The organism is Salinarimonas chemoclinalis, assembly GCF_041514305.1.
GTDB lineage: Bacteria > Pseudomonadota > Alphaproteobacteria > Rhizobiales > Beijerinckiaceae > Salinarimonas > Salinarimonas chemoclinalis.
Genome location: NZ_JBGMWH010000028.1, coordinates 1 through 21587, shown reverse-complemented (window position 1 = coordinate 21587; position 21587 = coordinate 1). Strand labels below are relative to the sequence as shown.

The following is a 21587-nucleotide window of genomic DNA, read 5'->3' as shown; positions in this document are numbered from 1 at the left end:
GACGATGCCTTCAATGCGGCTGTTCGACGAGATCGAGCCGGCGCTCGATCCGGTCGAGGCGCGCCTCGACGCGGTCGAGGCGGCGATTTACGCCGACCACCGCCTCCTCCAGGTTCGTGACGCGCACCTTAAGGTCGCGGACGTCCTCCGCGATCCGGTCGACCTTCTCGTCGATCCGCCGCAGATAGACCAGGACGAGGTTCTCCGGCTCGCTCATGACCGCCTCCTCATTCGGCCGCCACCCGCACGGGATCCGTGTGCGGGTTGGCCGCGTAGTCGTCGATGCGCTGCTCGATTTCGTGGCGATAATGCCTGATAAGCCCCTGGATCGGCCAGGCCGCCGCGTCGCCGAGAGCGCAGATCGTGTGGCCTTCCACCTGCTTCGTCACCTCGAGCAGCATGTCGATCTCGCGCTTCTGGGCGCGGCCTTCCGCCATGCGCGAGACGACGCGCCACATCCAGCCGGTGCCCTCGCGACAGGGCGTGCACTGGCCGCAGGACTCGTGCTTGTAGAAGTAGGAGATCCGCGCGATCGCCCGGATGATGTCGGTGGACTTGTCCATCACGATCACCGCCGCGGTGCCGAGGCCGGAGCCGAGCCCGCGCAGGGTGTCGAAGTCCATCGGCGCGTCGGCGATCTCGGCGCCCGGCACCAGCGGCACCGAGGAGCCGCCGGGGATGACGCACTTCAGGTTGTCCCAGCCGCCGCGGATGCCGCCGCAATGCCGGTCGATGAGCTCCCGGAAGGGGATCCCCATCTCCTCCTCGACGTTGCAGGGCTTGTTCACGTGGCCCGAGACGCAGAACAGCTTGGTGCCGTGGTTGTTCGGCCGGCCGAGCCCGGCGAACCAGGCGCCGCCGCGGCGCAGGATCGTCCCCGCCACCGCGATGGACTCGACGTTGTTCACCGTCGTCGGGCAGCCGTAGAGGCCCATGTTGGCCGGGAAGGGCGGCTTCAGGCGCGGCATGCCCTTCTTGCCCTCGAGGCTCTCGAGCAGCGCCGTCTCCTCGCCGCAGATGTAGGCGCCGGCGCCGTGGGCGACGTAGCAGTCGAACGGGAACCCGTGGACATTGTCCTTGCCGATCAGCCCGGCCTCGTAGGCTTCGTCGATCGCGCGCTGGAGCGCGACGCGCTCCGCGATGTATTCGCCGCGGATGTAGATGTAGGCCGCGTGCGCGCCCATGGCGACGCAGGCGAGGAGGCAGCCCTCGACCAGGAGATGCGGATCGTGCCGCATGATCTCGCGGTCCTTGCAGGTGCCGGGCTCGGACTCGTCGGCGTTGACCACGAGGTAGTGCGGCCGGCCGTCGTTCTGCTTGGGCATGAACGACCACTTGAGCCCCGTCGGGAAGCCCGCGCCGCCGCGGCCGCGCAGGTTCGACTTCTTCATCTCGTCGATGATCCAGTCGCGGCCCTGGTCGATCAGGAACTTGGTCTCGTCCCAGGCGCCGCGCGCGCGCGCCGCCGCGAGCCCCGGCGAATGGAAGCCGTAGAGGTTGGTGAAGATGCGGTCCTGGTCCTGAAGCACGAGCCGGTCTCCTCTCAGGACTTGGTGTCGGCGTCGGCCAGCGCGCGCGCCTGCTCGACCCAGTTTTCCCGATCGATGCGACCGGGGAAGGCGAGATAGGTGCCGACCCAGCGAACCTGCGGACGCTCCCAGGCGGCGATCTGGTCGAAGTGGAAGATGCCGAGCCCGTTGAGCTTCTTCTCGTTGGCGGGGCCGATGCCGAGGATGCGCTTGAGGTCGTCCGCCGTCCCGCCGCGCGGCGCGTCGAGGCCGGCGGGGCGCGCGCCGACCGCGTTCGCCTTGTCCTCGGCGGAGGCGTCCTTCGGCAGCGCCGCGAGGCGCGCGGAGACCTCCTCCTCCTCGGCGACCGCGTCCGCGTCCACCGTCCCGCGGGTGCCCTCCTCCGACGCCGTCACCCGCGCGCCCGGATCGACGGGCGTCTCGCCGGCGGCGACGCGCTGGGCGGGGGCGTCGGCGGCGGGGCTCTCCGTGGCGCGGCCGGAATCCGGCCTGCCCGGCTTGGGCTCGACGGCCGCCTGCTTCGCGGCGGAGGCGGCCTCGGCCTTCGCCGCCTCGTCGGTCCCCTGCGCCTCGGCGGCCTTGCGGATGGCCTCCTCCTCGAAGCGCTTCTTCCAGGCGCCGACGCGCGAGCCGTCGTAGAGCGCCGGGTCCTGGAGCGTGCGGACGTCGTCCTTCGGCTCGGAGGAGACGCGGCCCTCCTGCGATCCGATTCGCACCGGGCGGCCGGCGGCGAGATCGTCGAGGAGCGTCTCGAAGCTCTCCGCGGTCAGATCCTCGAAATAGTCGTCGTTGATCTGCACCATCGGTGCATTGCAGCAGGCCCCCAGGCACTCGACTTCGAGCCACGAGAACGTCCCGTCGGCGGTGGGCGTGCTCTGCGGGCCGATGCGATCCTGGAGGATCTTCTTGATCGCGTCCGAGCCGCGCAGCTGGCAGGGGGTGGTCCCGCACATCTGGATGTAGAACCTGCCGACCGGCTCGAGGTTGAACATCGTGTAGAAGGTCGCGACCTCGAACACGCGGATGTAGGGCATGGCCAGCCGCTCCGCGACGGCCTCGATGGCCTTCTGCGGCAGCCAGTTGCCGCAATCCTTCTGGACTCGCCAGAGGAGCGGGATCACGGCGGAGGCCTGGCGCCCCTCCGGGAACTTGCGCACCTGCTCGACGAGCCACGCCTCGGTCTGGGGCGTGAACGCGAAGGATGTCGGTTGCACCGCGTCGGGTGCGAGCCTGCGAACGGCCATCTGCCTCTACTCGCTCTGGCGCGGCCGGCAATCGCGCGCCGCGCGCGTTCCTCGGTGCCCGCGCGGAGGAGCTCCTCCCCCGCGCCGACCTCGCATGATCAGCGATCGACCTCGCCGAAGACGATGTCGATCGACCCCAGGATGGCCGAGACGTCGGCCAGCATGTGCCCGCGGCACAGGAAATCCATCGCCTGGAGATGGGCGAAGCCCGGCGCGCGGATCTTCACCCGGTAGGGCCTGTTGCCGCCGTCCGAGACCAGATACACGCCGAACTCGCCCTTGGGCGCCTCGACGGCCGCGTAGATCTCGCCCTCCGGGACGTGGAAGCCCTCCGTGTAGAGCTTGAAGTGGTGGATGAGCGCTTCCATCGAGCGCTTCATCTCGGCGCGCTTGGGCGGCGCGACCTTGCCGTCCTTCGTCGCGATGGGTCCCTTGCCGTCGGGCTCGCGGAGCTTCTTGATGCACTGGCGCATGATGCGGACGGACTGGCGCATCTCCTCCATGCGGATGAGCTGGCGATCGTAGTTGTCGCCGTTCTTCCCCACGGGGACGTCGAACTCCATCTCGTCGTAGCACTCGTAGGGCTGCGACTTGCGCAGGTCCCACGGCGCGCCCGAGCCGCGCACCATCACGCCGGAGAAGCCCCACTTCCAGCAGTCCTCCAGCGACACGACGGCGATGTCGACGTTGCGCTGCTTGAAGATGCGGTTGCCCATCACCAGCGCGTCGAGGTCGTCGACCGTCCTCAGGAACGGATCGCACCAGGCCTCGATGTCGTCGATCAGGTCCTCCGGCAGGTCCTGGTGGACGCCGCCGAATCGGAAGTAGTTGGCGTGCAGCCGCGCGCCCGACGCGCGCTCGTAGAACACCATCAGCCGCTCGCGCTCCTCGAAGCCCCAGAGCGGAGGCGTGAGCGCGCCGACGTCCATCGCCTGCGTGGTGATGTTGAGCAGATGCGAGAGGATGCGGCCGATCTCGCAGTAGAGCACGCGGATCAGCTGCGCCCGGCGCGGCACCTCGATGCCGAGCAGCCGCTCGGCGGCGAGGCAGAAGGCGTGCTCCTGGTTCATCGGCGCGACGTAGTCGAGCCGGTCGAAATAGGGCGTGCCCTGGAGATAGGTCTTGTGCTCGAGCAGCTTCTCGGTGCCCCGGTGCAGGAGCCCGATGTGCGGGTCCACGCGCTCCACCACCTCGCCGTCGAGCTCGAGCACGAGGCGCAGCACGCCGTGCGCGGCCGGATGCTGCGGGCCGAAGTTGATCGAGAAGTTGCGGATGTCGTGCTCGCCCATGGCGCTCTCCTCGATCAGCCTTTGCCCGCACCCTGCGCCTTCTCGTCGCCGGGCAGGACGTAGTCCGTCCCCTCCCAGGGCGAGAGGAAGTCGAAGTTGCGGAACTCCTGGGTGAGCTTCACCGGCTCGTAGATCACGCGGCCCTGCGATTCGTCGTAGCGCACCTCGACGAAGCCGGTGAGCGGGAAGTCCTTGCGCAGCGGGTGCCCCTCGAAGCCGTAGTCGGTCAGCAGCCGGCGCAGGTCCGGATGGCCCGAGAACAGGATGCCGTAGAGGTCGTAGGCCTCGCGCTCGAACCAGTTCGCGGCCGGGAAGTCGTCGATGATCGAGGGCACCGGCGTGCGCTCGTCGGTGCGCACCTTCACGCGCACGCGCGTGTTGTGCTCCGGCGACAGGAAGTGGTAGACGACGTCGAAGCGCTGGGCGCGCTCGGGGTAGTCCACACCGCAGATGTCGACGAAGGAGACGAAGCGGCAGCGCGGATCGTCCCGCAGGAAGGCGACGACGTCGCGGATCGCGGCCGCCTCGACCTCGAGCGCGAGGTCGCCGTGGGCGGCCACCGCGACGCCGGTGACCGCCGTCGGCAATGCGTCCCGGACGTGGTTGCCGAGCGCGAGCAGCGCCTCGGCGTCGATGTGGGGCTGGATGGCCATGATTCCTCGCGCGCCCCCGTCAGCGCTCGATCGTGCCGGTGCGGCGGATCTTCTTCTGCAGGAGCAGCACGCCGTAGAGCAGCGCCTCCGCGGTGGGCGGGCAGCCCGGCACGTAGACGTCCACCGGCACGATGCGATCGCAGCCGCGCACCACCGAGTAGGAGTAGTGATAGTAGCCGCCGCCGTTGGCGCAGGAGCCCATCGAGATGACGTAGCGCGGCTCCGGCATCTGGTCGTAGACCTTGCGGAAGGCGGGCGCCATCTTGTTGGTGAGCGTGCCGGCGACGATGATCACGTCCGACTGGCGCGGCGAGGCGCGCGGGGCGAAGCCGAAGCGCTCCGCGTCGTAGCGCGGCATCGACATCTGCATCATCTCGACGGCGCAGCAGGCGAGCCCGAACGTCATCCACATCAGCGAACCGGTGCGCGCCCAGGTGATCAGGTCGTCGACCGAGGTGACGAGGAAGCCCTTGTCGGCGAGCTCGGCCGAGACGTTCGCGAAGAACGGATCCTCGCCCTGCGGCGCGCCGTGCTTCAGGCCGAGCGTATCCTCCGTCCGCGGCGCGTCGGGGCGCGTCTTGCCGGGGTCGATCAGTCCCATTCCAGGGCTCCCTTCTTCCACTCGTAGACGAAGCCGACGGTGAGCACGCCGAGGAAGATCATCATCGACCAGAAGCCGAACCAGCCGATCCCGCCGAAGACGACCGCCCAGGGGAACAGGAAGGCGACCTCCAGGTCGAAGATGATGAACAGGATTGCCACCAGGTAGAACCGCACGTCGAACTTCATGCGCGCGTCGTCGAAGGCGTTGAAGCCGCACTCGTAGGCCGAGAGCTTCTCCGAGTCGGGGCTCTTGTAGGCCACGACGAAGGGCGCGGCGAGCAGGATCACGCCGATGAACAGCGCCACGCCCATGAAGATGACGAGCGGCAGGTAGTCGGCCAAAAGCGCGGTCATGACGCTCCCTTCTCGAACGGCCTCGACGGCGGCCGCCAACGCCGACGGCTCCGCCTTGGAAGAGGCGGAATCTGGATGGCGTTGCGCCGGGCGACGCTTAGCCCACGCCCCGGCGGGTGGCAAGGCCCCGCGGGGTCGCACGGATGCCGCGAACCGCTCCGAAACGACGGCTTTCGCGCGGGTCACGGCGCGCGGGGCGGGCATTCGCGGCCCGTCGACGTCCACTACATGGCCATCGCGCGCGGCGGCGGCGAGGGGAGTGCTACGGTGCGACGCGGGCGGGAGGCCTTCACCCCTCCCGCGCCGCCCCCACCCGCGCGCGGTGCGGGCCGAAGAGGCAGGCGAGCCCGAGGATCGCGCCCGACACCGTGGCGATCATCCCCGCCGCGCTCACGGCGTGCGCGCCGCCGAGCCAGAGCGGGCCCCAGCCGGCCAGCACGTAGCCGAGCACCGCCGACAGCGTCGCGAAGGCGACGCTCCAGGCGACCTGGGCCTCGAGCCTGTTCGTCATCAGCCGCGCCGCCGCCGGCGGGCAGATGAACATGGCGATGACGATGATCGATCCCACCGCGTCGAAGGCAGCCACCGCCGCCACCGCCGCGGCGACGACGAGGCCGAGCGAGATCGCGCCGACGGGCAGCCCCAGCGTCGCCGCGAAGCCCTCGTCGAAGGTCGACAGCTTCAGCGGGCGCCAGAACAGGGCCGTGAGGAGCGCGATCAGCGCCGCCGCCGCCGCCATGCGCGGCAGCTCCGGTGGCAGGCGCGCGAGCGCCGCGGGATCGACGAGCGAGCCCCAGCCGTCGGCGGCGAGCCAGATCAGGCTCTCGAGGTTGCCGTAGAGCGCGTGCTCGACGTCGATGTGGACGCCCGACGTGTCGGTCTGCTCCAGGATCAGCACGCCCGCCGCGAACATCGCGGTGAAGACGACGCCCATCGCCGCGCCCGGCTCGATGCGCCCGAGACGCTTCACCGCCTCGATCAGCACGACGGCGACGATGGCGGCCGCCCCGGCGCCGAGCATCATCGGCCAGGTCGCGATCGTCCCCGTCACCAGGAAGGCGACGACGATGCCCGGCAGCACGACGTGGGAGATCGCGTCGCCGATGAGCGCCTGGCGGCGCAGCAGGAGGAAGTTGCCCGGCAGTGCACAGGCGATGGCGGCCAGGACGCCGATGAGGATCGGTGTCAGGTCGAGCTGGACGAAGGCGTTCACGGCGCCGCTCCCGCGGTACCCGGCCCGACGGGGACCGGCGGCCCGAGCCGGCGGTCGATGTCGGCGATCTCGTCGCGGGTCAGCACGGCCTCGATCGCGGTGAGGCCGTCGTCGCGACCGGAGATGGTCTCGTCGCGATAGACCTCCCGGGCGACGCCCCAGCGCCGCTCGTCGCGCAGGACCTTGGCCGCCTGCGCCGCACCGGCCGGCGTGCCGACGCCGTCGGGGCGGATCAGCCCCTCGCGGCGCAGGACCTTAAGGGTGAGCCGGTCGAAGATGGGCTCGCGCCGCGCGAGCGCGAGCAGGCCCTGACGGCGGTGGACGTCGCGCTGGAAGCGGCGATGGCGCCACAGAGCCGCGTTGACGCCGCGCACCGGCGCGAGAAGGAGCGAGACGACGAACAGCCCGAAGGAGACGAGCACGATGATCGGCCCCGTCGGCAGGTCCGGCGCCGAGGCGGAGAGCGCCGCGCCGAGGTAGCCCGCCGCCCCGCCGAGCGCGCCGGCGATCCACACGACCCGCTCGGTGCGCTGCGTCCAGAACCGCGCCGTCACCGGCGGGATGACGAGGAGCGCGACGACGAGGACGAGCCCGACGATCTTGAGCCCGATCACCGTCACCGCCATCACGAGCCCCATGATGGCGAGGTCGACGGCGCGCACGTTCACGCCCGACGCCGCCGCCCAGCCCGGATCGAAGGACACGATCGTCATCGGCCGGCGCAGCAGGAAGACGATCGCGACGCTGAGCGCGCCGCCCACCGCGATGGTCACCGCGTCGGAATACAGCATGCCGGCGGTCGAGCCGAGCAGGAAGCTCTCGAGCCCCGCCTGACGCCCGCTCGACATGGCCTGGATCGCCGTGAGCAGCACGATGCCGAAGCCGAAGAACACGGACAGCACCGCGCCGATCGCTGCGTCCTCGGGCAGCCGCGTACGCCGGGCGATCCACTCGACGAGGAGGAGGCCCACCGTCGCCGACACGGCCGAGCCGACGAGGAGCCCGGGCAGGTCGCGCCCGTCGCCGCCCAGCATCACCAGGACGATGAAGGCGACCCCGATTCCCGGTAGCGTCGCGTGCGCGACGGCATCGGACACCAGCGCGCGCTTGCGCAGGAACAGGAACGTCCCGCTCGCGCCCGCGGCGGCGCCGAGCAGCCCGGCCCCCACGGCGACGAGGGCGGAGTTGTAGCCCGCCCGGAGCGTCAGCGCCGCGAGCAGGGCCTCTGCGAAGCTCGTGTCCATCTCAAGCGCCCGCCAGCTTCAGCTGGTCGATGTGGGCGGTCGCCAGACGCCCGCCGTAGGTCGCCTGCAGGTTCTCGCCCGTGAAGGTGGTGGCCACCGGCCCGTCGGCGATCTTGCGCACGTTGAGGAGCAGCACGTGGTCGAAATACTCCGCCACCGTCGCGAGATCGTGGTGGACGGCGATGACGGTCCTGCCCTCGGCCTTCAGGCTCCCGAGCACGTCGACGATCGCCTTCTCGGTGGCCGCGTCGACGCCGGCGAAGGGCTCGTCGAGGAGGTAGAGATCCGCGCCCTGCGCCAGCGCGCGGGCGAGGAAGACGCGCTGCTGCTGCCCGCCGGACAATTGCCCGATCTGGCGATCGGCGAAGTCCGCCATGCCGACGCGCGCGAGGCAGGCGGTCGCGCGCTCGCGATGGGCGCGGCGCACGATCCGCAGGAGGCCGAGTTCGCGGTACATCCCCATCAGGACGACGTCGATCACCCGGGTGGGGAAGTCCCAATCGACGCTCGCGCGCTGGGGCACGTAGGCGATGCGACGACGCGCCTTCGCCAGCGGCTCCCCGAAGACGGTGACGCGCCCGGAGACGGAGGGCACGATGCCGAGCGCGGCCTTCAGCAGGCTCGACTTGCCCGCGCCGTTCGGCCCCACGATCGCGACCATGCTGCCTGCCGGCGCGACGAAGTCGACGTTGAAGACGACCGGCTTGTCCCCGTAGGAGACGGTCGTCTCCTGCACGGCGAAGGGGCTGTCGACGGGTGCGGCCGGGCGCATGGCCCGGCCGTCCTCGGCTGCGAGACGAACCTCGCCTGCATGCATGGTCATCGTGTCCTTCACGTCCCGGCCGCGAGGCGGCCGTCCATGCCGCGCTCCGGCGCCGTGCCGCCGAGCGCGCGGGCGACGGTCGTGGCGTTGTGGTCGATCATCCCGATATACGTGCCCTCCCAGGTCCCCGGTTCGCCCATGGCGTCGGAGAACAGCTCGCCGCCGACGATCACCTCGTGTCCGCGCGCCGCCGCGCCCTCGATCAGGGCGCGGATGTTGCGATCCGACACCGAGGTCTCGACGAAGATGGCGCCGACGTCGCGCGAAACGAGCATGTCGACGAGCTCCTCCATCCGCGCGAGGCCCGCCTCGCTCTCGGTCGAGATGCCCTGGATGCCGACCACCTCGAAGCCGTAGGCCCGCCCGAAATAGTTGAAGGCGTCGTGGGCCGACAGCAGCACGCGGCTGCCCGCGGGGACCGAGCCGAGGACGCCGTCGGCGTAGTCCGCGAGGCGCGCGATCTCGCCGAGATGGTCCTCGGCGTTCGCCGCGAAGGCGGCCTCGTGCTGCGGCGCGACGGCGATCATCGCGTCGCGCACCGCCTCGACGACGCCCGCCCACAGGCGCGGATCCATCCACACGTGCGGGTCGAAGCGCCCGTCGTAATCGTCGTGGGCGACGAGCCGCTCCTCCGGCAGCGCCTCCGCCACCGCCACGACGCTCGTCGCGTCGGCGAGGTCGCGGAGGAAGCCCTCCATCTGCGCCTCCAGGTAGAGACCGTTCCACAGGACGAGATCGGCGTCGGCGAGCGCGAGGATGTCGGTGCGGGTCTGGCGGTAGGCGTGCGGGTCGACGCCCGGACCCATCAGCGCGGTCACCGCGACGAGATCGCCGCCGACGGCACGCGCCGCGTCCGCGATCATGCCGGTCGTCGCCACGACGTCGATCGACGCGCTCTCGGCCCGCGCCGCCGGCATCCCAAGGAGCCCGGCCGCGGCGATCGCGCCGGCCGCGAGCCCGAGAATCCTCCCCTTGAACCCCCGCTTCGTCGTCCTCATGCCCTTCTCCCTGCTGCCCTGCGCGGCTCCGGCGCCGCCCTCACCTAGACGCATATGGGAATGATTTGCATCTGTCAACGCTCTTGCGATCCATTCGCATCTGGCTCTTGCAAATGCGTCGCAGTTGGGTAGCGTGCCGCCCATGGCGACACCCGATTCCGAGAGCCTGATCGAGAATCGCGCGCGGGAGCTCGAGGAGGCTCTGCGCGAGAAGGGCGTGCGCATCACCCGCCAACGCGCGGCCCTCATCGAGGTTCTCTCGCGCGCGGAGGACCACCCCGACGCCAACGAACTGCACCGCCGCGCGCAGGATCTCGACGCCTCCGTCTCGCTGTCGACGGTCTATCGCACGCTGTCCGTGCTGGAGCAGCAGAACGTCGTCCACCGCCACGCCTTCGAGGGCGCACCCGCCCGCTTCGAGCCCGCCGACGCCCCGCACCACGACCACATCATCGACATCGAGACCGGCGACGTGCTCGAGTTCCACGACGAGCGGATCGAGAAGCTCCAGGCCGAGATCGCCGAGGAGCTGGGCTACGAGGTCGTCCGCCACAGGCTGGAGCTGTACTGCCGGAAGCGGAAGGGCTGAGCTGCCGCGGTCCCGCCCCCTCGGGGCGGGGACGATCCGCGGAGCGGATCAGGGGTGGGGTCCCGCGGCGCGACGTGCCCGATTTCGGCTCCGCCGAAGCGCCTTTCGGCGCCCCCTCCGTCTCGTCGCTTCGCGCCGATCCACCTCCCCCGATGGGGGAGGAGCGCCGCTTCTCCTCAATCCCCGTCGCGCAGCACGATTCCCCGTTGCACGACTCCCTGACCGAAGCGCTTGCGCAGCGCCGCGATGGCGTCGGCGCGGCTCTTCTCGCGGGGCACGTCCGGGTCGGCGAGGTCGCCGCGATCGGCGAGGGCGGGGTCGCACAGGTCGCCGGCGCCGATGCCGATCAGGCGGAAGGCGGTGCCGTCGCACTCCTCCGCGAGGAGCCGCCGGCCGGCCTCGTAGAGACGCGTCGCCAGCTGCGTCGGGGGCAGGCCGGAAACGGTGCGGGTGCGCAGCCTGAAATCCACCGTCTTCAGCTTGAGCACGACGTTGCGGGTCGCGTGGCCATCCGCCGCCAGGCGCGCGGCGACCTTCTCGGCGAGGCGCCAGAGGATCGGCTCGAGCTCGGCGAGCGCCGTGATGTCGCGCTCGAAGGTGGTCTCGGCGGAAACGCTCTTCGTCTCGCGCTCGGGCTCGACGCGCCGCGCGTCCCGGCCCTCGGCGAGCGCCTTGAGCCGCAGCCCGTCGCGTCCCGCCACGGCGACGAGCCGGGCGGGATCGGCGCGGGCGATCTGCCCGACCCGGGCGAAGCCCGCCTGCGCGAGCGTCCTCTGCGCCACCGCGCCGATGCCCGGCAGGATGCCCACGGGCTTGTCCGCGAGGAACGCGGCCGCCTCGGCCGCGCCGATCACGGCGAAGCCGCGGGGCTTGTCGAGGTCCGAGGCGATCTTCGCCAGGAACTTGTTGGGGGCGAGCCCCACCGAGACCGTGATCCCGATCTCGCGCTCGACCCGCGCGGCGAAACGCGCGAGCGTCACCGCCGGCGGCGCGCCGTGGAGGCGCTCGGTGCCCGACAGGTCGAGGAAGGCCTCGTCGATGGACAGTGGCTCGACGAGCGGCGTGAGGTCGCGCATCATCGCCCGCACCTGCCGCCCGACGGCGGCGTACTTGGCGATGTCCGGGCGGACGACGACGGCATGCGGGCAGGCGTCGAGGGCCTTGAACATCGGCATCGCGGAGCGCACGCCGTAGGTGCGCGCGACGTAGCAGCAGGTCGACACCACCCCGCGCCGCCCGCCGCCGACGATCACCGGCTCGTCGGCGAGGGAGGGATCGTCGCGCTTCTCGATCGTGGCGAAGAAGGCGTCGCAGTCGACGTGGGCGATCGAGAGCGCGGCGAGCTCGGGATGCGCCACGAGCCGGGGCGAGCCGCAGGCGCGGCAGCGCGGGCGCGGGCCCGGCGCGGCCGGCGCGAGATGCAGACAGTCCCGGCACAGGGCGGCCGCGGCGGGCACGGCGAGGCTCCCCTTCAGGCGTCGAAGGCGGGGGGCGAGAGCAGCATCTGCGCCCGCAGCACGACCTCGGGGCTCTCCCCCGCGGCCTCTGCGACGGCGAGCAGCAGTTCCTCCTCGGCCACGACGTGGTCGAGGATCGCGGCGAGGAAGCCCGGCTCGGCCGCCGCCGCCCGCAGCCCGCCGGGATCGAGGCCGGTGAGCGCGAGGAAGCGCGCGAGGCGCTCCTCGTCCGCGGCGATCAGCCCCAGGGCGGCGACGGCGATCCCCTCCGCGCGTGCGGCGTTCATGCTTGTTGGGCGACGTTCGGTTCTCACCGGCTCGGCTTCCGATTTGACCATTCGTCAATAGGTGTACGGTACAAGGCACCATCCGAGCAAACGCGAGCTTGGGGCGTGATCGCCCCGCGCACGCCACCCGAGGTCCGGTATGAAGAAGACCGTGCTCATCGTCGAGGACAACGAGCTCAACATGAAGCTCTTCAACGACCTGCTGGAGGCGCACGGCTTCGCGACGCTCAAGACGGCGAGCGGCTTCGAGGCGATGGAGCTGGCCCGCTCCCACCGCCCCGACCTGATCCTCATGGACATCCAGCTCCCCGAGGTCTCCGGCCTCGAGGTGACCAAGTGGCTGAAGGAGGACGACGACCTCAAGTCGATTCCCGTCGTCGCCGTCACCGCCTTCGCCATGAAGGGGGACGAGGAGCGCATCCGCGAGGGCGGCTGCGAGGCCTATCTCTCGAAGCCGATCTCGGTGGCGAAGTTCCTCGAGACGGTCCGCACCTATGTCGGCGACGCGTGAGGGAGTGAGTTTCCGATGACAGCCCGGGTCCTCGTCGTCGACGACATTTTCCCCAACGTGAAGCTGCTCGAGGCCAAGCTCTCGGCCGAGTACTTCGACGTCGTCACCGCCATGAACGGCCCCGACGCGCTGGCGATCTGCGAGCAGGGCCAGTGCGACATCGTCCTGCTCGACGTGATGATGCCGGGCATGGACGGCTTCGAGGTCTGCCGGCGGCTGAAGAACGCCCCGACGACAGCGCACCTGCCCGTCGTCATGGTCACCGCGCTCGACCAGCCGAGCGACCGGCTCAAGGGCCTCGACGCCGGCGCCGACGACTTCCTGACGAAGCCCGTCGACGACGCCTCCCTGTTCGCCCGCGTGCGCTCGCTGGTGCGGCTGAAGTCCGTCACCGACGAGCTGCGCACCCGCGCCATGGCCTCGCGCGAGTACGGGCTCGTCGGCGACCCGCTCGCCGCCGCCGCCGCCGAGGACGGTCAGAACGCAAAGATCCTCGTCGTCGACGACCGCCGTTCCTCGCACGAGCGGCTCGCGGCGACGCTCTCCCAGCTGCACCGGGTCGACGTCGAGCCCGATCCGCACCAAGCGCTGATCCGCGCGGCGGAGGGAGCCTACGACACGGTGCTCGTCTCTCTCGACCTGCAGGAGTTCGACGGCCTGCGGCTGTGCTCGCAGCTGCGCTCGCTCGAGCGCACGCGCGACCTCGCCGTCCTGATGATCGCGGAGGCCGAGGACCGCGGGCGCATCCTGCGCGGCCTCGACATCGGCGTGCACGATTTCCTCACCCGCCCGGTCGACCGCAACGAACTCGTCGCGCGCGTGCGCACCCAGGTGCGCCGCAAGCGCTTCGCCGAGCGGCTGCGCGAGAGCGTGCAGGTCTCCCTCGAACTCGCCGTCACCGACGCGCTCACCGGCCTGCACAATCGCCGCTACCTCGACAGCCATCTCGCGGCACTCTTCGACGAGGCGAGCCTGCGGGCCCGCCCGCTGTCGCTGCTCGTGCTCGACATCGACCGCTTCAAGTCGGTGAACGACACGTTCGGCCACGACGCCGGCGACGAGGTGCTGCGGGAGTTCGCCACACGCATCCGCTCGCTCACGCGCGGCATCGACGTCGTCGCCCGCTTCGGCGGCGAGGAGATCGTCGTCGTGGTGCCCGACACCGGCCTGGAGGGCGCGCGCGCGGTGGCGCAGCGCATCTGCGAGCGCATCGAATCCGAGCCCTTCGCGATCCATCAGGGCACGCGGGCCATCCCGGTCACGGTCTCCATCGGCGTCGCCGCGCGCAGCCTCGACGACCGCGGCCCCGCAGACATCCTCAAGCGCGCCGACGTCGCCCTCTATCGGGCGAAGGAGGAGGGCCGCAACCGCGTCGTCGCCGCCGCGGCCTGAGGCGGCCCGCGGGCCGCCCCGGGGGCGCGATCGCGCGCATCTTAACCTTTACGAAGAATGAATCGGTGCGGCGGCGCGACTCCTGTTGCGCCGCATTCGGGTTCCTGTAGGGTGCACCTCGACGGCGGAACCGACCAGCGGCCTCCGCCCACGAGACGCCCTCGATGTCCAGGTCCGCCGCATCTCCTGGGTTTTCGCAGGGCACGGCCGGCTCGGAAGCGGACAATGGCCTCCTCATGACCGCTTCCGGCCGGCCACCTCTCTCCCGTCATCGCTGACGACGACGACACCCCGGCGCCGCGCGGCGCCGGGGTGTTCGTGTCGGACGGGCTCGTGACGCACGCGCCGGCGCGTGCTCAGCCGTAGAGCACGCTCGGCAGCCAGGTCGCGATCTGGGGGAAGACGAAGAGCAGCGCGATCGCCATCACCTGCAGGATCACGAAGGGGATCACGCCCTGGTAGATCATCCCCGTCGTCACCTTCGAGGGTGCGACGCCGCGCAGGTAGAACAGCGCGAAGCCGAAGGGCGGCGTCAGGAACGAGGTCTGCAGGTTCATGCCGACGATCACGCCGAGCCAGACCGGGCTGACGTCGAGCGCGAGCAGGACCGGCGCGGTGATCGGCAGGACGATGAAGATGATCTCGAACGTGTCGAGGATGAACCCCAGCACGAACATCATCGCCATGACCGCGATGACCGCGCCGAGCCTGCCGCCGGGCAGGCCCGACAGGAGGTCGTGCACCAGCGCGTCGCCGCCCATGAGGCGGAAGACGATCGAGAAGACCGAGGCGCCGAAGAGGATGATGAAGATCATCGAGGTGATCGTCGCGGTGGAGATCACCACCTCCTTGAGCGTCCGCGGGCTCAGCTTCCAGCGCAGCGCGGCGAGAAGCGAGGCGCCGACCGCGCCCACCGAGGCGGCCTCCGTCGGCGTGGCGATGCCGCCCAGGATCGAGCCGAGCACGGCGACGATCAGCAGGAGCGGCGGCACGAGCGCGGTGACGACCTCACGGGGCAGGTGCCTGCGCTCCTCGGGCGGCACCGGCATGGCCGGGCAGCTCTTCGGCGAGACCGCCGCTTTGATCACCATCCACGTGAGATAGAGCCCCACCAGCATCAGGCCGGGGAAGAAGGCGCCGGCGAAGAGGTCGCCGACCGAGACCGGGGCCGGGGCGAAGTTGCCCTTCGCCATCTGAACCTGGGCGTTGATGCCCGAGAGCATGTCGCCCATGAAGATGAGCACGGTCGAGGGCGGGATGATCTGCCCGAGCGTACCCGAGGCGCAGATCACGCCGCAGGCGAGCCGCGGGTCGTAGCCCGCCCGCAGCATGGCGGGCAGCGAGATCAGGCCCATCGTCACCACGGTGGCGCCGACGACGCCGGTCGAGGCCGCGAGCAGCGCGCCCACGACCACGACCGAGATTCCGAGCCCGCCGCGCAGGCTGCCGAACAGCTTGCCCATCGTCAGGAGCAATTGCTCGGCGATGCCCGAGCGCTCGAGCATGACGCCCATGAAGATGAACAGGGGCACCGCGACGAGCACCTCGTTCGTCATGAAGCCGATGTAGCGGGACGGCAGCGCAGCGTAGTTCGACGGGTCGAACACGCCGAGCCACATGCCCACGAGGCCGAACATCAGCGACACGCCCGCCAGCGTGAAGGCGACGGGGAAGCCGAGCATCAGGAGGCCGATGATGCCGAAGAACATCGTACCGGCGAGAATCTCGCCGAGGAGGACGGGATCCATGCCGGCTTACTCCTTGCCGTGGCCGTAGCGCAGATCCTCGGGCACGAGATCCTCGCGCCCCCCGAGGATGAGGATGCTGCGCGCGATCATGGCGAGGCCCTGGAGCAGGATCAGCGCGGCGAAGACGAGGATGAACGTCTTGAGGACGAAGTAGCCGGGCATGCCGCCGAAGTTCGGGGACGTCTCGAAGAGCCGCCAGGAGCGCTGCAGCCAGGGGAGGCTGTAGACGTAGAGGACCCAGCAATAGGGCACGATGAAGATCAGGACCCCGACGAGGTCGATCACGGCCTTCCTGCGCACCGAGGCCGGCCGGTAGAAGATGTCCACCCGCACGTGGTCGTCGCGCAGGAGCGCGAAACCGGCGACGGCGGTGAACATGGCGCCGTTCAGCCAGACGTAGAGGTCCTGCATCCAGACCTGCGTCGTCGACAGCACGTAGCGCTGCAGCACGACCGTGAAGCAGACGACGACGATGGCCAGGGCGAGCCATGAGAAGACGTTGCCCACCACGCGGTTCACACCGCTGAAGGCGCGCATCACCCACGCGACGATCTGCACTCGGCTCCTCCCACCCCCCGGCGGCGCGCGTTGTCGCGCGTCCTCGACGTTGCTCCCGGACACCCGCGGCCGGCCGACGGCGTGCCGCGCGCGGACCGCGGGCCTGCGCATTCGCGCACGCCCGCATGCGTAGGCCGTATGATACGGATATTCCCCCAGGTCAACGGCCAATCGCGGCCGCACGGCAGCCACGTCGGCGGGCGCGCCTCAACGGCCGTACATCTGCCCCGGCAGCCACAGGACGAGCTCCTCGAAGCCGAACACCGTCGTGACGACGAGCACCTGGATCGCCACGAACGGGATCACCCCGGTGTAGATGTCCGTCGTCTTCACCTCGGGTGGAACGACCCCCTTGAGGTAGAACAGCGAGAACCCGACCGGGGGCGTGAGGAACGAGGTCTGCAGCGTCACGGCGAACAGGACCACGAACCAGGTGAGCTCGAAGCCGAGCCCGACCACGACCGGCCCCACCAGCGGCAGAAGGATCAGCGTGATCTCGAGCCAGTCGAGGAAGAAGCCGGCGAGGAAGGCGATGAAGAGGATCACGAGCACGATGCCGCCCGGCGGGAGCGGGATCGCGTTCAGCATGTGGGCGATGAACTCGTCGCCGCCGAGCTGGCGCAGCACCACGGCGAAGGCCGTCGCCCCGAGGAAGATGCCGAAGATGAACGCCGTGGTCAGCGTGGTCTTGTAGCAGACGTCCCGCAGCACGGCGTAGGAGAAGCGCCGGTTGGCGATGGCGAGCAGCGTCGCGCCCGCCGCACCGACGCCCGAGGCCTCGGTGGGCGTCGCGATGCCGAAGAAGATCGAGCCGAGCACGGCCAGGATCAGCAGGATCGGCGGCACGACCGCGAGCAGCGTATCGCGGATCAGGGTCCAGCTCACCGGCTCCAGCCCCTTCGGCGCCGGCGCCAGCTTGGGGAAGATCTGGGCCGCGACGAAGACGTAGACGATGTAGGCGACGCCGAGCAGCACGCCGGGGATCAGCGCCCCCATGAACAATTCGCCCACCGACAGCGAGAGCTGGTCGGCCATCAGGATGAGCATGACGGACGGCGGGATCAGGATGCCGAGCGTGCCCGCCGAGGCGATCACGCCCGAGGCGAGCGACTTCGAGTAGTTCTGCGCCAGCATCACCGGCATCGCCAGCATTGCGAGCAGCGTCACCGAGGCGCCCACGATACCCGTCGAGGCCGCGAGTAGGATGCCGATGAGGATCACGCCGATCGCGAGCCCTCCCCGGAAGCGCCCGAACAGCTTGACGAAGTTCGTCATGAGCTTGTCGGCGACCCCGGAGCGCTCGAGCATCAATCCCATGAAGATGAACATCGGCAGGGCGACGAGGACCCAGTTCGACATCTGCGCGTAGATGCGCTGCGCGAAGAAGGCGAACACGCGGTCGCTGCGCAGGTTGAACGTGTCGATGCCGAGATGGTCGTTGAGCAGGATCGCGAGCACGGCGAAGATGACGGAGATGCCGCCGAGCAGCCACGCGATCGGGAAGCCGGTGAAGATCAAGGCGATGAAGGAGCCCAACATCGCGATGACCAGGAACTCGTAGGTCTCGAGCACGCCCTGCGTCCTCCGGGGCCACCCGGGCCCGCGCCAGTGTGATGGGTCAGGTCTCGGTCGCGCGGGGCCCGCCGGTCGGCCGAGGCGCGCCGAAGAGGAAGGCCGTCACCCGCGTCAGCCGCGAGAACGCGGCGATGCCGAGGAAGGCGAACGCCGTGATGATGAAGGACTTGATGAACCAGCGCGCGGGAAGCCCGCCGGGGGCCGGGGAGGTCTCGTTCAGGTTCCAGGAGCGCTCGACGAAGGGGAGCCCGTAGGCGATCACCACGTAGATGAACGGAGCGACGAAGAACAGGAGCCCGAGGAGCTCCACCCAGGCGCGCCGCCGGTGAGGCCACCGCTCGGCGACCACGTCGACCCGCACGTGCCCGTCCTTCAGCAGCGTGTAGCCGAGGCCCATCATGAAGCCGATCGCGTAGAGGTGCCATTGCAGCTCCTCGAGCGCGACGAAGTTCGTGCCCACGGCGTAGCGCAGGACGACGTTGCCGACGATGAGCACGATGAGGATCGCCCAGATCCACGAGAAGGCCTCGCCGACGACGCGCACGAACGCGTCGAGCGGGCGGGAGATCGCCGTCTCGGGCAGGGAGAAGGCGGCGGCATCGGCCGCCGCCCCCTCGGGCGTCACGTGGAGATTGGCCACGGAAAAGACCTCTCGATCAGGCCGAGGACGCGATCACTGGTCCTGGAGGAGGTTGTTGTAGGCCCAGTCCCGCGGCAGGTAGCCCTTGGCGTACCACTCGGCGTGCTCGCGCTGGAACGCGATCATGGAGTCGTAGACCTTCGCGAACTGCGCGTCCTGCTCGCCGAGACGCGTCATCACGGTCTGGGTGGCCTCCCAGAACGTGTCGAGGAACTCGTCCGACCAGACCACGAGATTCACGCCCTGCTCCTGGAAGCGGGAGAGCACCGGGCCCTGCAGCGCCTCGGCCTTGGCCATGGCCATCGTCACGCCCGCGGTGCAGGTCGTCTCGATGAGCGCCTTGGTCTGGTCGTTGAGGTCGTTCCAGACGTCCAGGTTGACGTAGAGGAATTGATTGGTCGACGGCTGGTGCCAGCCGGGCAGGTAGTAGTACTTCGCCACCTGGAAGAAGCCGAGCTGCTCGTCGACCGTGGGGAGCGAGAACTCCGTCGCGTCGAGCACGCCGGTCTCCAGCGCCTGGTAGAGCTCGCCGCCCGGCAGCAGCGTCACCGACATCTGCAGCTCCTGCATGATCTCGCCGCCGACGCCGGCGGCGCGGAACTTGAGGCCCTGCAGGTCGGACACGTTCGTGATCTCGTTGCGGAACCACCCGGACGCCTCCGGGCTGATCGAACCGCACAGGATCGGGTAGACGCCGTGGGGCTCGAAGGTCTCCTTGAGGAGCCGGTCGCCCTCGCCGAAGTACATCCAGGCGATGAAGCCGGGGCTGTCGAGGCCGAAGGGCGTGGCGCCGAACAGCGCCGAGGCCGGCACCTGGCCGCGCTCGTAGCCCATCCACGAATAGCCGGCGTCGATGTTGCCGAGGGAGGCGTTCTCGAAGATCGCCAGCGGCGGGATCAGGGTGCCGGGCTCCATGACCTGGAGCGTCACCTCGCCGCCGGAGACCGCGGAGACCGCCTCGGACACCCACGGCATGGTGTCGCCGAGCGCGGTGAGCGTCGAGGCGAAGGACATCGGGATCTGCCAGCGGACGCTGTCGAATTCCGCCGCGGCGTCGCGCGGCATGGCGACCAGCGCGGTCGCCGCGAGCGTGGTGACGAGCGCGGTCGTGCGCAGTCCGAATTTCTTCGTCATGAAGGCGTTCTCCCATTCGTGGATGCGCGTCGCCGCCGCCGATGGCCGGCGGATGCTCTTGTCGCGTTCGGGCGCGCGCACGGGTTCCGGCCGACCCCCCGAGGGCCGGACGTGCGCCACGATAGCCTCAGCCATGCATGGGATTCAAGGCGCATTCCGCGCCGGCCGACCTAGCCGAAAGTCTAAGGCGCGGCGCCGGTGCCCACGGCCGCGTCACTCCGGCCGCAGGGCCACGCCCAGCCGGGCGAGATCGCGCCAATAGCGCGGATAGGTCTTCGCGGTGCAGGCGGGATCGAGGATGGTGACGCCCGGCACGCGCAGGCCCACCAGCGCCATGCTCATGGCGATGCGGTGGTCGGCCCAGGTCTCGATTCGCGCGGGCCCCGCGCTCGCGGCGAGATCGGGGCCGCCGGCGACGACGAGATCGTCGCCCTCCTCCCGGGCGAGGCCCGGCCGCACGCGACCGAGTTCGGTCGCCATCGCGTGGACACGGTCGCACTCCTTGACGCGCAGGTTGGCGATGCCGACGAACCGAACGGGCGTCTCGTTGAAGGCGGCGAGCGCGGCGAGCGTGGGAACGGCGTCCTGCATCTGGGAGCCGTCGATCGTCTCCGGCAGGTTGGGGAAGCGCGCGATGAGGGCGTGGGCGGCGGCGTCGGGCTGGGTCATATCCGCAGGAGCGACGCCGAGGTCGATCGCCCCTCCGGTGAGCCGCTCGGCGGCCCAGAGGTAGGTGGCGGCGGAGGCGTCTGGCTCGACCCGGTAGGTGCAGGCGCGGTAGCCCGTGGGTGCGACCCGCCAGCGGCCGGCATCCTCCTGCACGACCTCGGCACCGAAGGCCCGCATCGCGGCGAGCGTGAGGTCGACGTAGCCCCGCGCGCCGATCTCGGCGCCCGACAGCGCCACCGTCACGGGCCGGTCGCCGCAGGCGGTCGCCATGAGCAGCGCCGAGACGTACTGGCTCGAGAGGCCGGCGTCGATCGTCACCGTGTCGGCGGGAAAGCCGCCTCGGCCGTGCACGGTCACCGGCGGGCGGCCCGCGGTGTCGTGCGCCTCGACGCCGAGCGCGCCGAGCGCCGCCGTCAGCGGACCGATCGGGCGCTTGCGCATGTGCGCGTCCCCGTCGAGGACGACCGTGCCCTCGACGAGCGCGGCCACCGCGGTGAGGAAGCGCATGGCGGTGCCGGCGTTGCCGAGGAACAGCGGCCCGTCGGGCGGGGCGAGGCGGCCGTTGCCCGAGACGGTGAAGGTCGTCGCGTCGTCGGCCTCCTCCTGGCGCACGGGGACGCCCATGCGGCGCAGCGCCTGCGCCATGTGGCCCGTGTCGTCGCTGGCGAGCGCGCCGCCGATCACGCTCTCGCCGCGGGCCAGGCCGGCCAGCAGAAGTGCGCGATTGGTGATCGACTTCGAGCCCGGCGGAGTCACCCGCCCGACGAGCGGCCGCCCGGGAGGCGTGATCGTCACGGCGGCGGCGTGTGCGATGTCCGGCTCGAACTCCATGACGGTGCTCCCGATGGTTGACGCGAAACCGCGCGCGACGATGGCCCCGGTGCTGCGACGGCGGACGGCGCGTGTGACGAAGCAGAGCGGGCCCCGGGATCCTTCGGTGGGGCTTTGGCGCCGAAGCGCCGACGCGTCAAGCCCGCGGCGCGCGCGGCTCTCCTCGCACAGAGGCGTCTCGGGCGGGCGTCTCGGGCGGGCGTCTCGGGGAGCCTCGCGCGCGTCGCGGGCACCGGGGCGGACGAG

The 21587-nt window shown here is 70.5% G+C and carries 22 protein-coding genes; 3 read left to right on the top strand and 19 right to left on the bottom strand.

What is annotated here, in order from left to right; translation table 11 throughout:
- Positions 1 to 10: 10 nt before the first annotated feature.
- From AB9M23_RS21870 to AB9M23_RS21820, 11 genes are all read right to left on the bottom strand, one after another.
- The gene (locus AB9M23_RS21870) at positions 11 to 217 is read right to left on the bottom strand and encodes a hypothetical protein (protein ID WP_372426795.1); all 207 of its coding nucleotides are present in this window, start codon (positions 215 to 217) and stop codon (positions 11 to 13) included.
- A gap of 10 nt (positions 218 to 227) precedes the next feature.
- A complete protein-coding gene (nuoF, locus tag AB9M23_RS21865) occupies positions 228 to 1529 on the bottom strand; it encodes an NADH-quinone oxidoreductase subunit NuoF (protein ID WP_372426794.1) in 1302 nt (433 codons plus the stop codon).
- Positions 1530 to 1543: 14 nt separating this feature from the next.
- The gene (gene nuoE / locus AB9M23_RS21860) at positions 1544 to 2773 is read right to left on the bottom strand and encodes an NADH-quinone oxidoreductase subunit NuoE (protein ID WP_372426792.1); all 1230 of its coding nucleotides are present in this window, start codon (positions 2771 to 2773) and stop codon (positions 1544 to 1546) included.
- A gap of 98 nt (positions 2774 to 2871) precedes the next feature.
- Positions 2872 to 4062 carry an NADH-quinone oxidoreductase subunit D gene (locus tag AB9M23_RS21855; RefSeq protein WP_372426791.1) on the bottom strand — a complete coding sequence of 397 codons (1191 nt, stop codon included), beginning with the start codon at positions 4060 to 4062 and terminating at the stop codon, positions 2872 to 2874.
- A 14-nt stretch (positions 4063 to 4076) separates the two neighbouring features.
- Positions 4077 to 4715 carry an NADH-quinone oxidoreductase subunit C gene (locus tag AB9M23_RS21850; RefSeq protein WP_372426790.1) on the bottom strand — a complete coding sequence of 213 codons (639 nt, stop codon included), beginning with the start codon at positions 4713 to 4715 and terminating at the stop codon, positions 4077 to 4079.
- A gap of 19 nt (positions 4716 to 4734) precedes the next feature.
- Positions 4735 to 5316 (bottom strand): NuoB/complex I 20 kDa subunit family protein, encoded by a 582-nt coding sequence (locus AB9M23_RS21845; RefSeq protein ID WP_372426788.1) that lies wholly within the window; start codon positions 5314 to 5316, stop codon positions 4735 to 4737.
- Positions 5307 to 5672 carry an NADH-quinone oxidoreductase subunit A gene (locus tag AB9M23_RS21840; protein WP_372426787.1) on the bottom strand — a complete coding sequence of 122 codons (366 nt, stop codon included), beginning with the start codon at positions 5670 to 5672 and terminating at the stop codon, positions 5307 to 5309. Before AB9M23_RS21840 ends, AB9M23_RS21845 begins: the two co-directional genes overlap by 10 nt.
- 289 nt (positions 5673 to 5961) lie before the next feature.
- Positions 5962 to 6885, bottom strand: a complete 924-nt coding sequence (locus AB9M23_RS21835) for a metal ABC transporter permease (RefSeq protein WP_372426786.1) — start codon at positions 6883 to 6885, stop codon at positions 5962 to 5964.
- Positions 6882 to 8129 (bottom strand): metal ABC transporter permease, encoded by a 1248-nt coding sequence (locus tag AB9M23_RS21830; RefSeq protein ID WP_372426785.1) that lies wholly within the window; start codon positions 8127 to 8129, stop codon positions 6882 to 6884. Before AB9M23_RS21830 ends, AB9M23_RS21835 begins: the two co-directional genes overlap by 4 nt.
- 1 nt (position 8130) lies before the next feature.
- A complete protein-coding gene (locus tag AB9M23_RS21825; RefSeq protein WP_372426783.1) occupies positions 8131 to 8952 on the bottom strand; it encodes a metal ABC transporter ATP-binding protein in 822 nt (273 codons plus the stop codon).
- Positions 8953 to 8960: 8 nt separating this feature from the next.
- A complete protein-coding gene (locus AB9M23_RS21820; protein WP_372426782.1) occupies positions 8961 to 9950 on the bottom strand; it encodes a metal ABC transporter solute-binding protein, Zn/Mn family in 990 nt (329 codons plus the stop codon).
- A 142-nt stretch (positions 9951 to 10092) separates the two neighbouring features.
- Between AB9M23_RS21820 and AB9M23_RS21815 the strand changes: the two genes are divergently transcribed.
- The gene (locus tag AB9M23_RS21815) at positions 10093 to 10539 is read left to right on the top strand and encodes a Fur family transcriptional regulator (protein ID WP_372426781.1); all 447 of its coding nucleotides are present in this window, start codon (positions 10093 to 10095) and stop codon (positions 10537 to 10539) included.
- 176 nt (positions 10540 to 10715) lie between these two features.
- On the opposite strand, the gene AB9M23_RS21810 is transcribed toward AB9M23_RS21815, so the two are convergent.
- Entirely contained in the window at positions 10716 to 11996 is a 1281-nt protein-coding gene (locus AB9M23_RS21810) for a DNA polymerase IV (protein WP_372426780.1), read from the bottom strand.
- Positions 11997 to 12010: 14 nt separating this feature from the next.
- Positions 12011 to 12283, bottom strand: coding sequence for a DUF3572 domain-containing protein (locus tag AB9M23_RS21805; RefSeq protein ID WP_372426779.1), 273 nt, complete (start codon positions 12281 to 12283; stop codon positions 12011 to 12013).
- Between the two features lie 139 nt (positions 12284 to 12422).
- On the opposite strand from AB9M23_RS21805, the gene AB9M23_RS21800 reads away from it, so the two are divergent.
- Complete coding sequence (locus tag AB9M23_RS21800) at positions 12423 to 12794, top strand: response regulator (RefSeq protein ID WP_372426778.1); 372 nt, start codon at positions 12423 to 12425, stop codon at positions 12792 to 12794.
- A 15-nt stretch (positions 12795 to 12809) separates the two neighbouring features.
- Complete coding sequence (locus tag AB9M23_RS21795) at positions 12810 to 14186, top strand: PleD family two-component system response regulator (protein WP_372426777.1); 1377 nt, start codon at positions 12810 to 12812, stop codon at positions 14184 to 14186.
- A 356-nt stretch (positions 14187 to 14542) separates the two neighbouring features.
- On the opposite strand, the gene AB9M23_RS21790 is transcribed toward AB9M23_RS21795, so the two are convergent.
- The 6 genes from AB9M23_RS21790 to aroA form a co-directional block, all read right to left on the bottom strand.
- Positions 14543 to 15934, bottom strand: coding sequence for a TRAP transporter large permease (locus AB9M23_RS21790; protein WP_372426776.1), 1392 nt, complete (start codon positions 15932 to 15934; stop codon positions 14543 to 14545).
- A gap of 6 nt (positions 15935 to 15940) precedes the next feature.
- Positions 15941 to 16492, bottom strand: a complete 552-nt coding sequence (locus AB9M23_RS21785) for a TRAP transporter small permease subunit (protein WP_372426775.1) — start codon at positions 16490 to 16492, stop codon at positions 15941 to 15943.
- A gap of 207 nt (positions 16493 to 16699) precedes the next feature.
- A complete protein-coding gene (locus AB9M23_RS21780) occupies positions 16700 to 18064 on the bottom strand; it encodes a TRAP transporter large permease (protein WP_372426774.1) in 1365 nt (454 codons plus the stop codon).
- A 46-nt stretch (positions 18065 to 18110) separates the two neighbouring features.
- Positions 18111 to 18707, bottom strand: coding sequence for a TRAP transporter small permease subunit (locus tag AB9M23_RS21775; RefSeq protein ID WP_372426772.1), 597 nt, complete (start codon positions 18705 to 18707; stop codon positions 18111 to 18113).
- A gap of 33 nt (positions 18708 to 18740) precedes the next feature.
- Entirely contained in the window at positions 18741 to 19841 is a 1101-nt protein-coding gene (locus AB9M23_RS21770) for a TRAP transporter substrate-binding protein (protein ID WP_372426771.1), read from the bottom strand.
- 213 nt (positions 19842 to 20054) lie between these two features.
- Entirely contained in the window at positions 20055 to 21323 is a 1269-nt protein-coding gene (aroA, locus tag AB9M23_RS21765) for a 3-phosphoshikimate 1-carboxyvinyltransferase (protein WP_372426811.1), read from the bottom strand.
- Between the last annotated feature and the right edge of the window lie 264 nt (positions 21324 to 21587).

Coding starts and splice junctions, on each gene's coding strand:
- AB9M23_RS21825 (WP_372426783.1), bottom strand. CDS start 8,952: ATGACCATGCATGCAGGCGAGGTTCGTCTCGCAGCCGAGGACGGCCGG.
- AB9M23_RS21845 (WP_372426788.1), bottom strand. CDS start 5,316: ATGGGACTGATCGACCCCGGCAAGACGCGCCCCGACGCGCCGCGGACG.
- AB9M23_RS21795 (WP_372426777.1), top strand. CDS start 12,810: ATGACAGCCCGGGTCCTCGTCGTCGACGACATTTTCCCCAACGTGAAG.
- nuoE (WP_372426792.1), bottom strand. CDS start 2,773: ATGGCCGTTCGCAGGCTCGCACCCGACGCGGTGCAACCGACATCCTTC.
- AB9M23_RS21855 (WP_372426791.1), bottom strand. CDS start 4,062: ATGGGCGAGCACGACATCCGCAACTTCTCGATCAACTTCGGCCCGCAG.
- AB9M23_RS21805 (WP_372426779.1), bottom strand. CDS start 12,283: ATGAACGCCGCACGCGCGGAGGGGATCGCCGTCGCCGCCCTGGGGCTG.
- AB9M23_RS21770 (WP_372426771.1), bottom strand. CDS start 19,841: ATGACGAAGAAATTCGGACTGCGCACGACCGCGCTCGTCACCACGCTC.
- AB9M23_RS21840 (WP_372426787.1), bottom strand. CDS start 5,672: ATGACCGCGCTTTTGGCCGACTACCTGCCGCTCGTCATCTTCATGGGC.
- AB9M23_RS21830 (WP_372426785.1), bottom strand. CDS start 8,129: ATGGACACGAGCTTCGCAGAGGCCCTGCTCGCGGCGCTGACGCTCCGG.
- AB9M23_RS21790 (WP_372426776.1), bottom strand. CDS start 15,934: ATGGATCCCGTCCTCCTCGGCGAGATTCTCGCCGGTACGATGTTCTTC.
- AB9M23_RS21815 (WP_372426781.1), top strand. CDS start 10,093: ATGGCGACACCCGATTCCGAGAGCCTGATCGAGAATCGCGCGCGGGAG.
- AB9M23_RS21850 (WP_372426790.1), bottom strand. CDS start 4,715: ATGGCCATCCAGCCCCACATCGACGCCGAGGCGCTGCTCGCGCTCGGC.
- AB9M23_RS21800 (WP_372426778.1), top strand. CDS start 12,423: ATGAAGAAGACCGTGCTCATCGTCGAGGACAACGAGCTCAACATGAAG.
- AB9M23_RS21870 (WP_372426795.1), bottom strand. CDS start 217: ATGAGCGAGCCGGAGAACCTCGTCCTGGTCTATCTGCGGCGGATCGAC.
- AB9M23_RS21820 (WP_372426782.1), bottom strand. CDS start 9,950: ATGAGGACGACGAAGCGGGGGTTCAAGGGGAGGATTCTCGGGCTCGCG.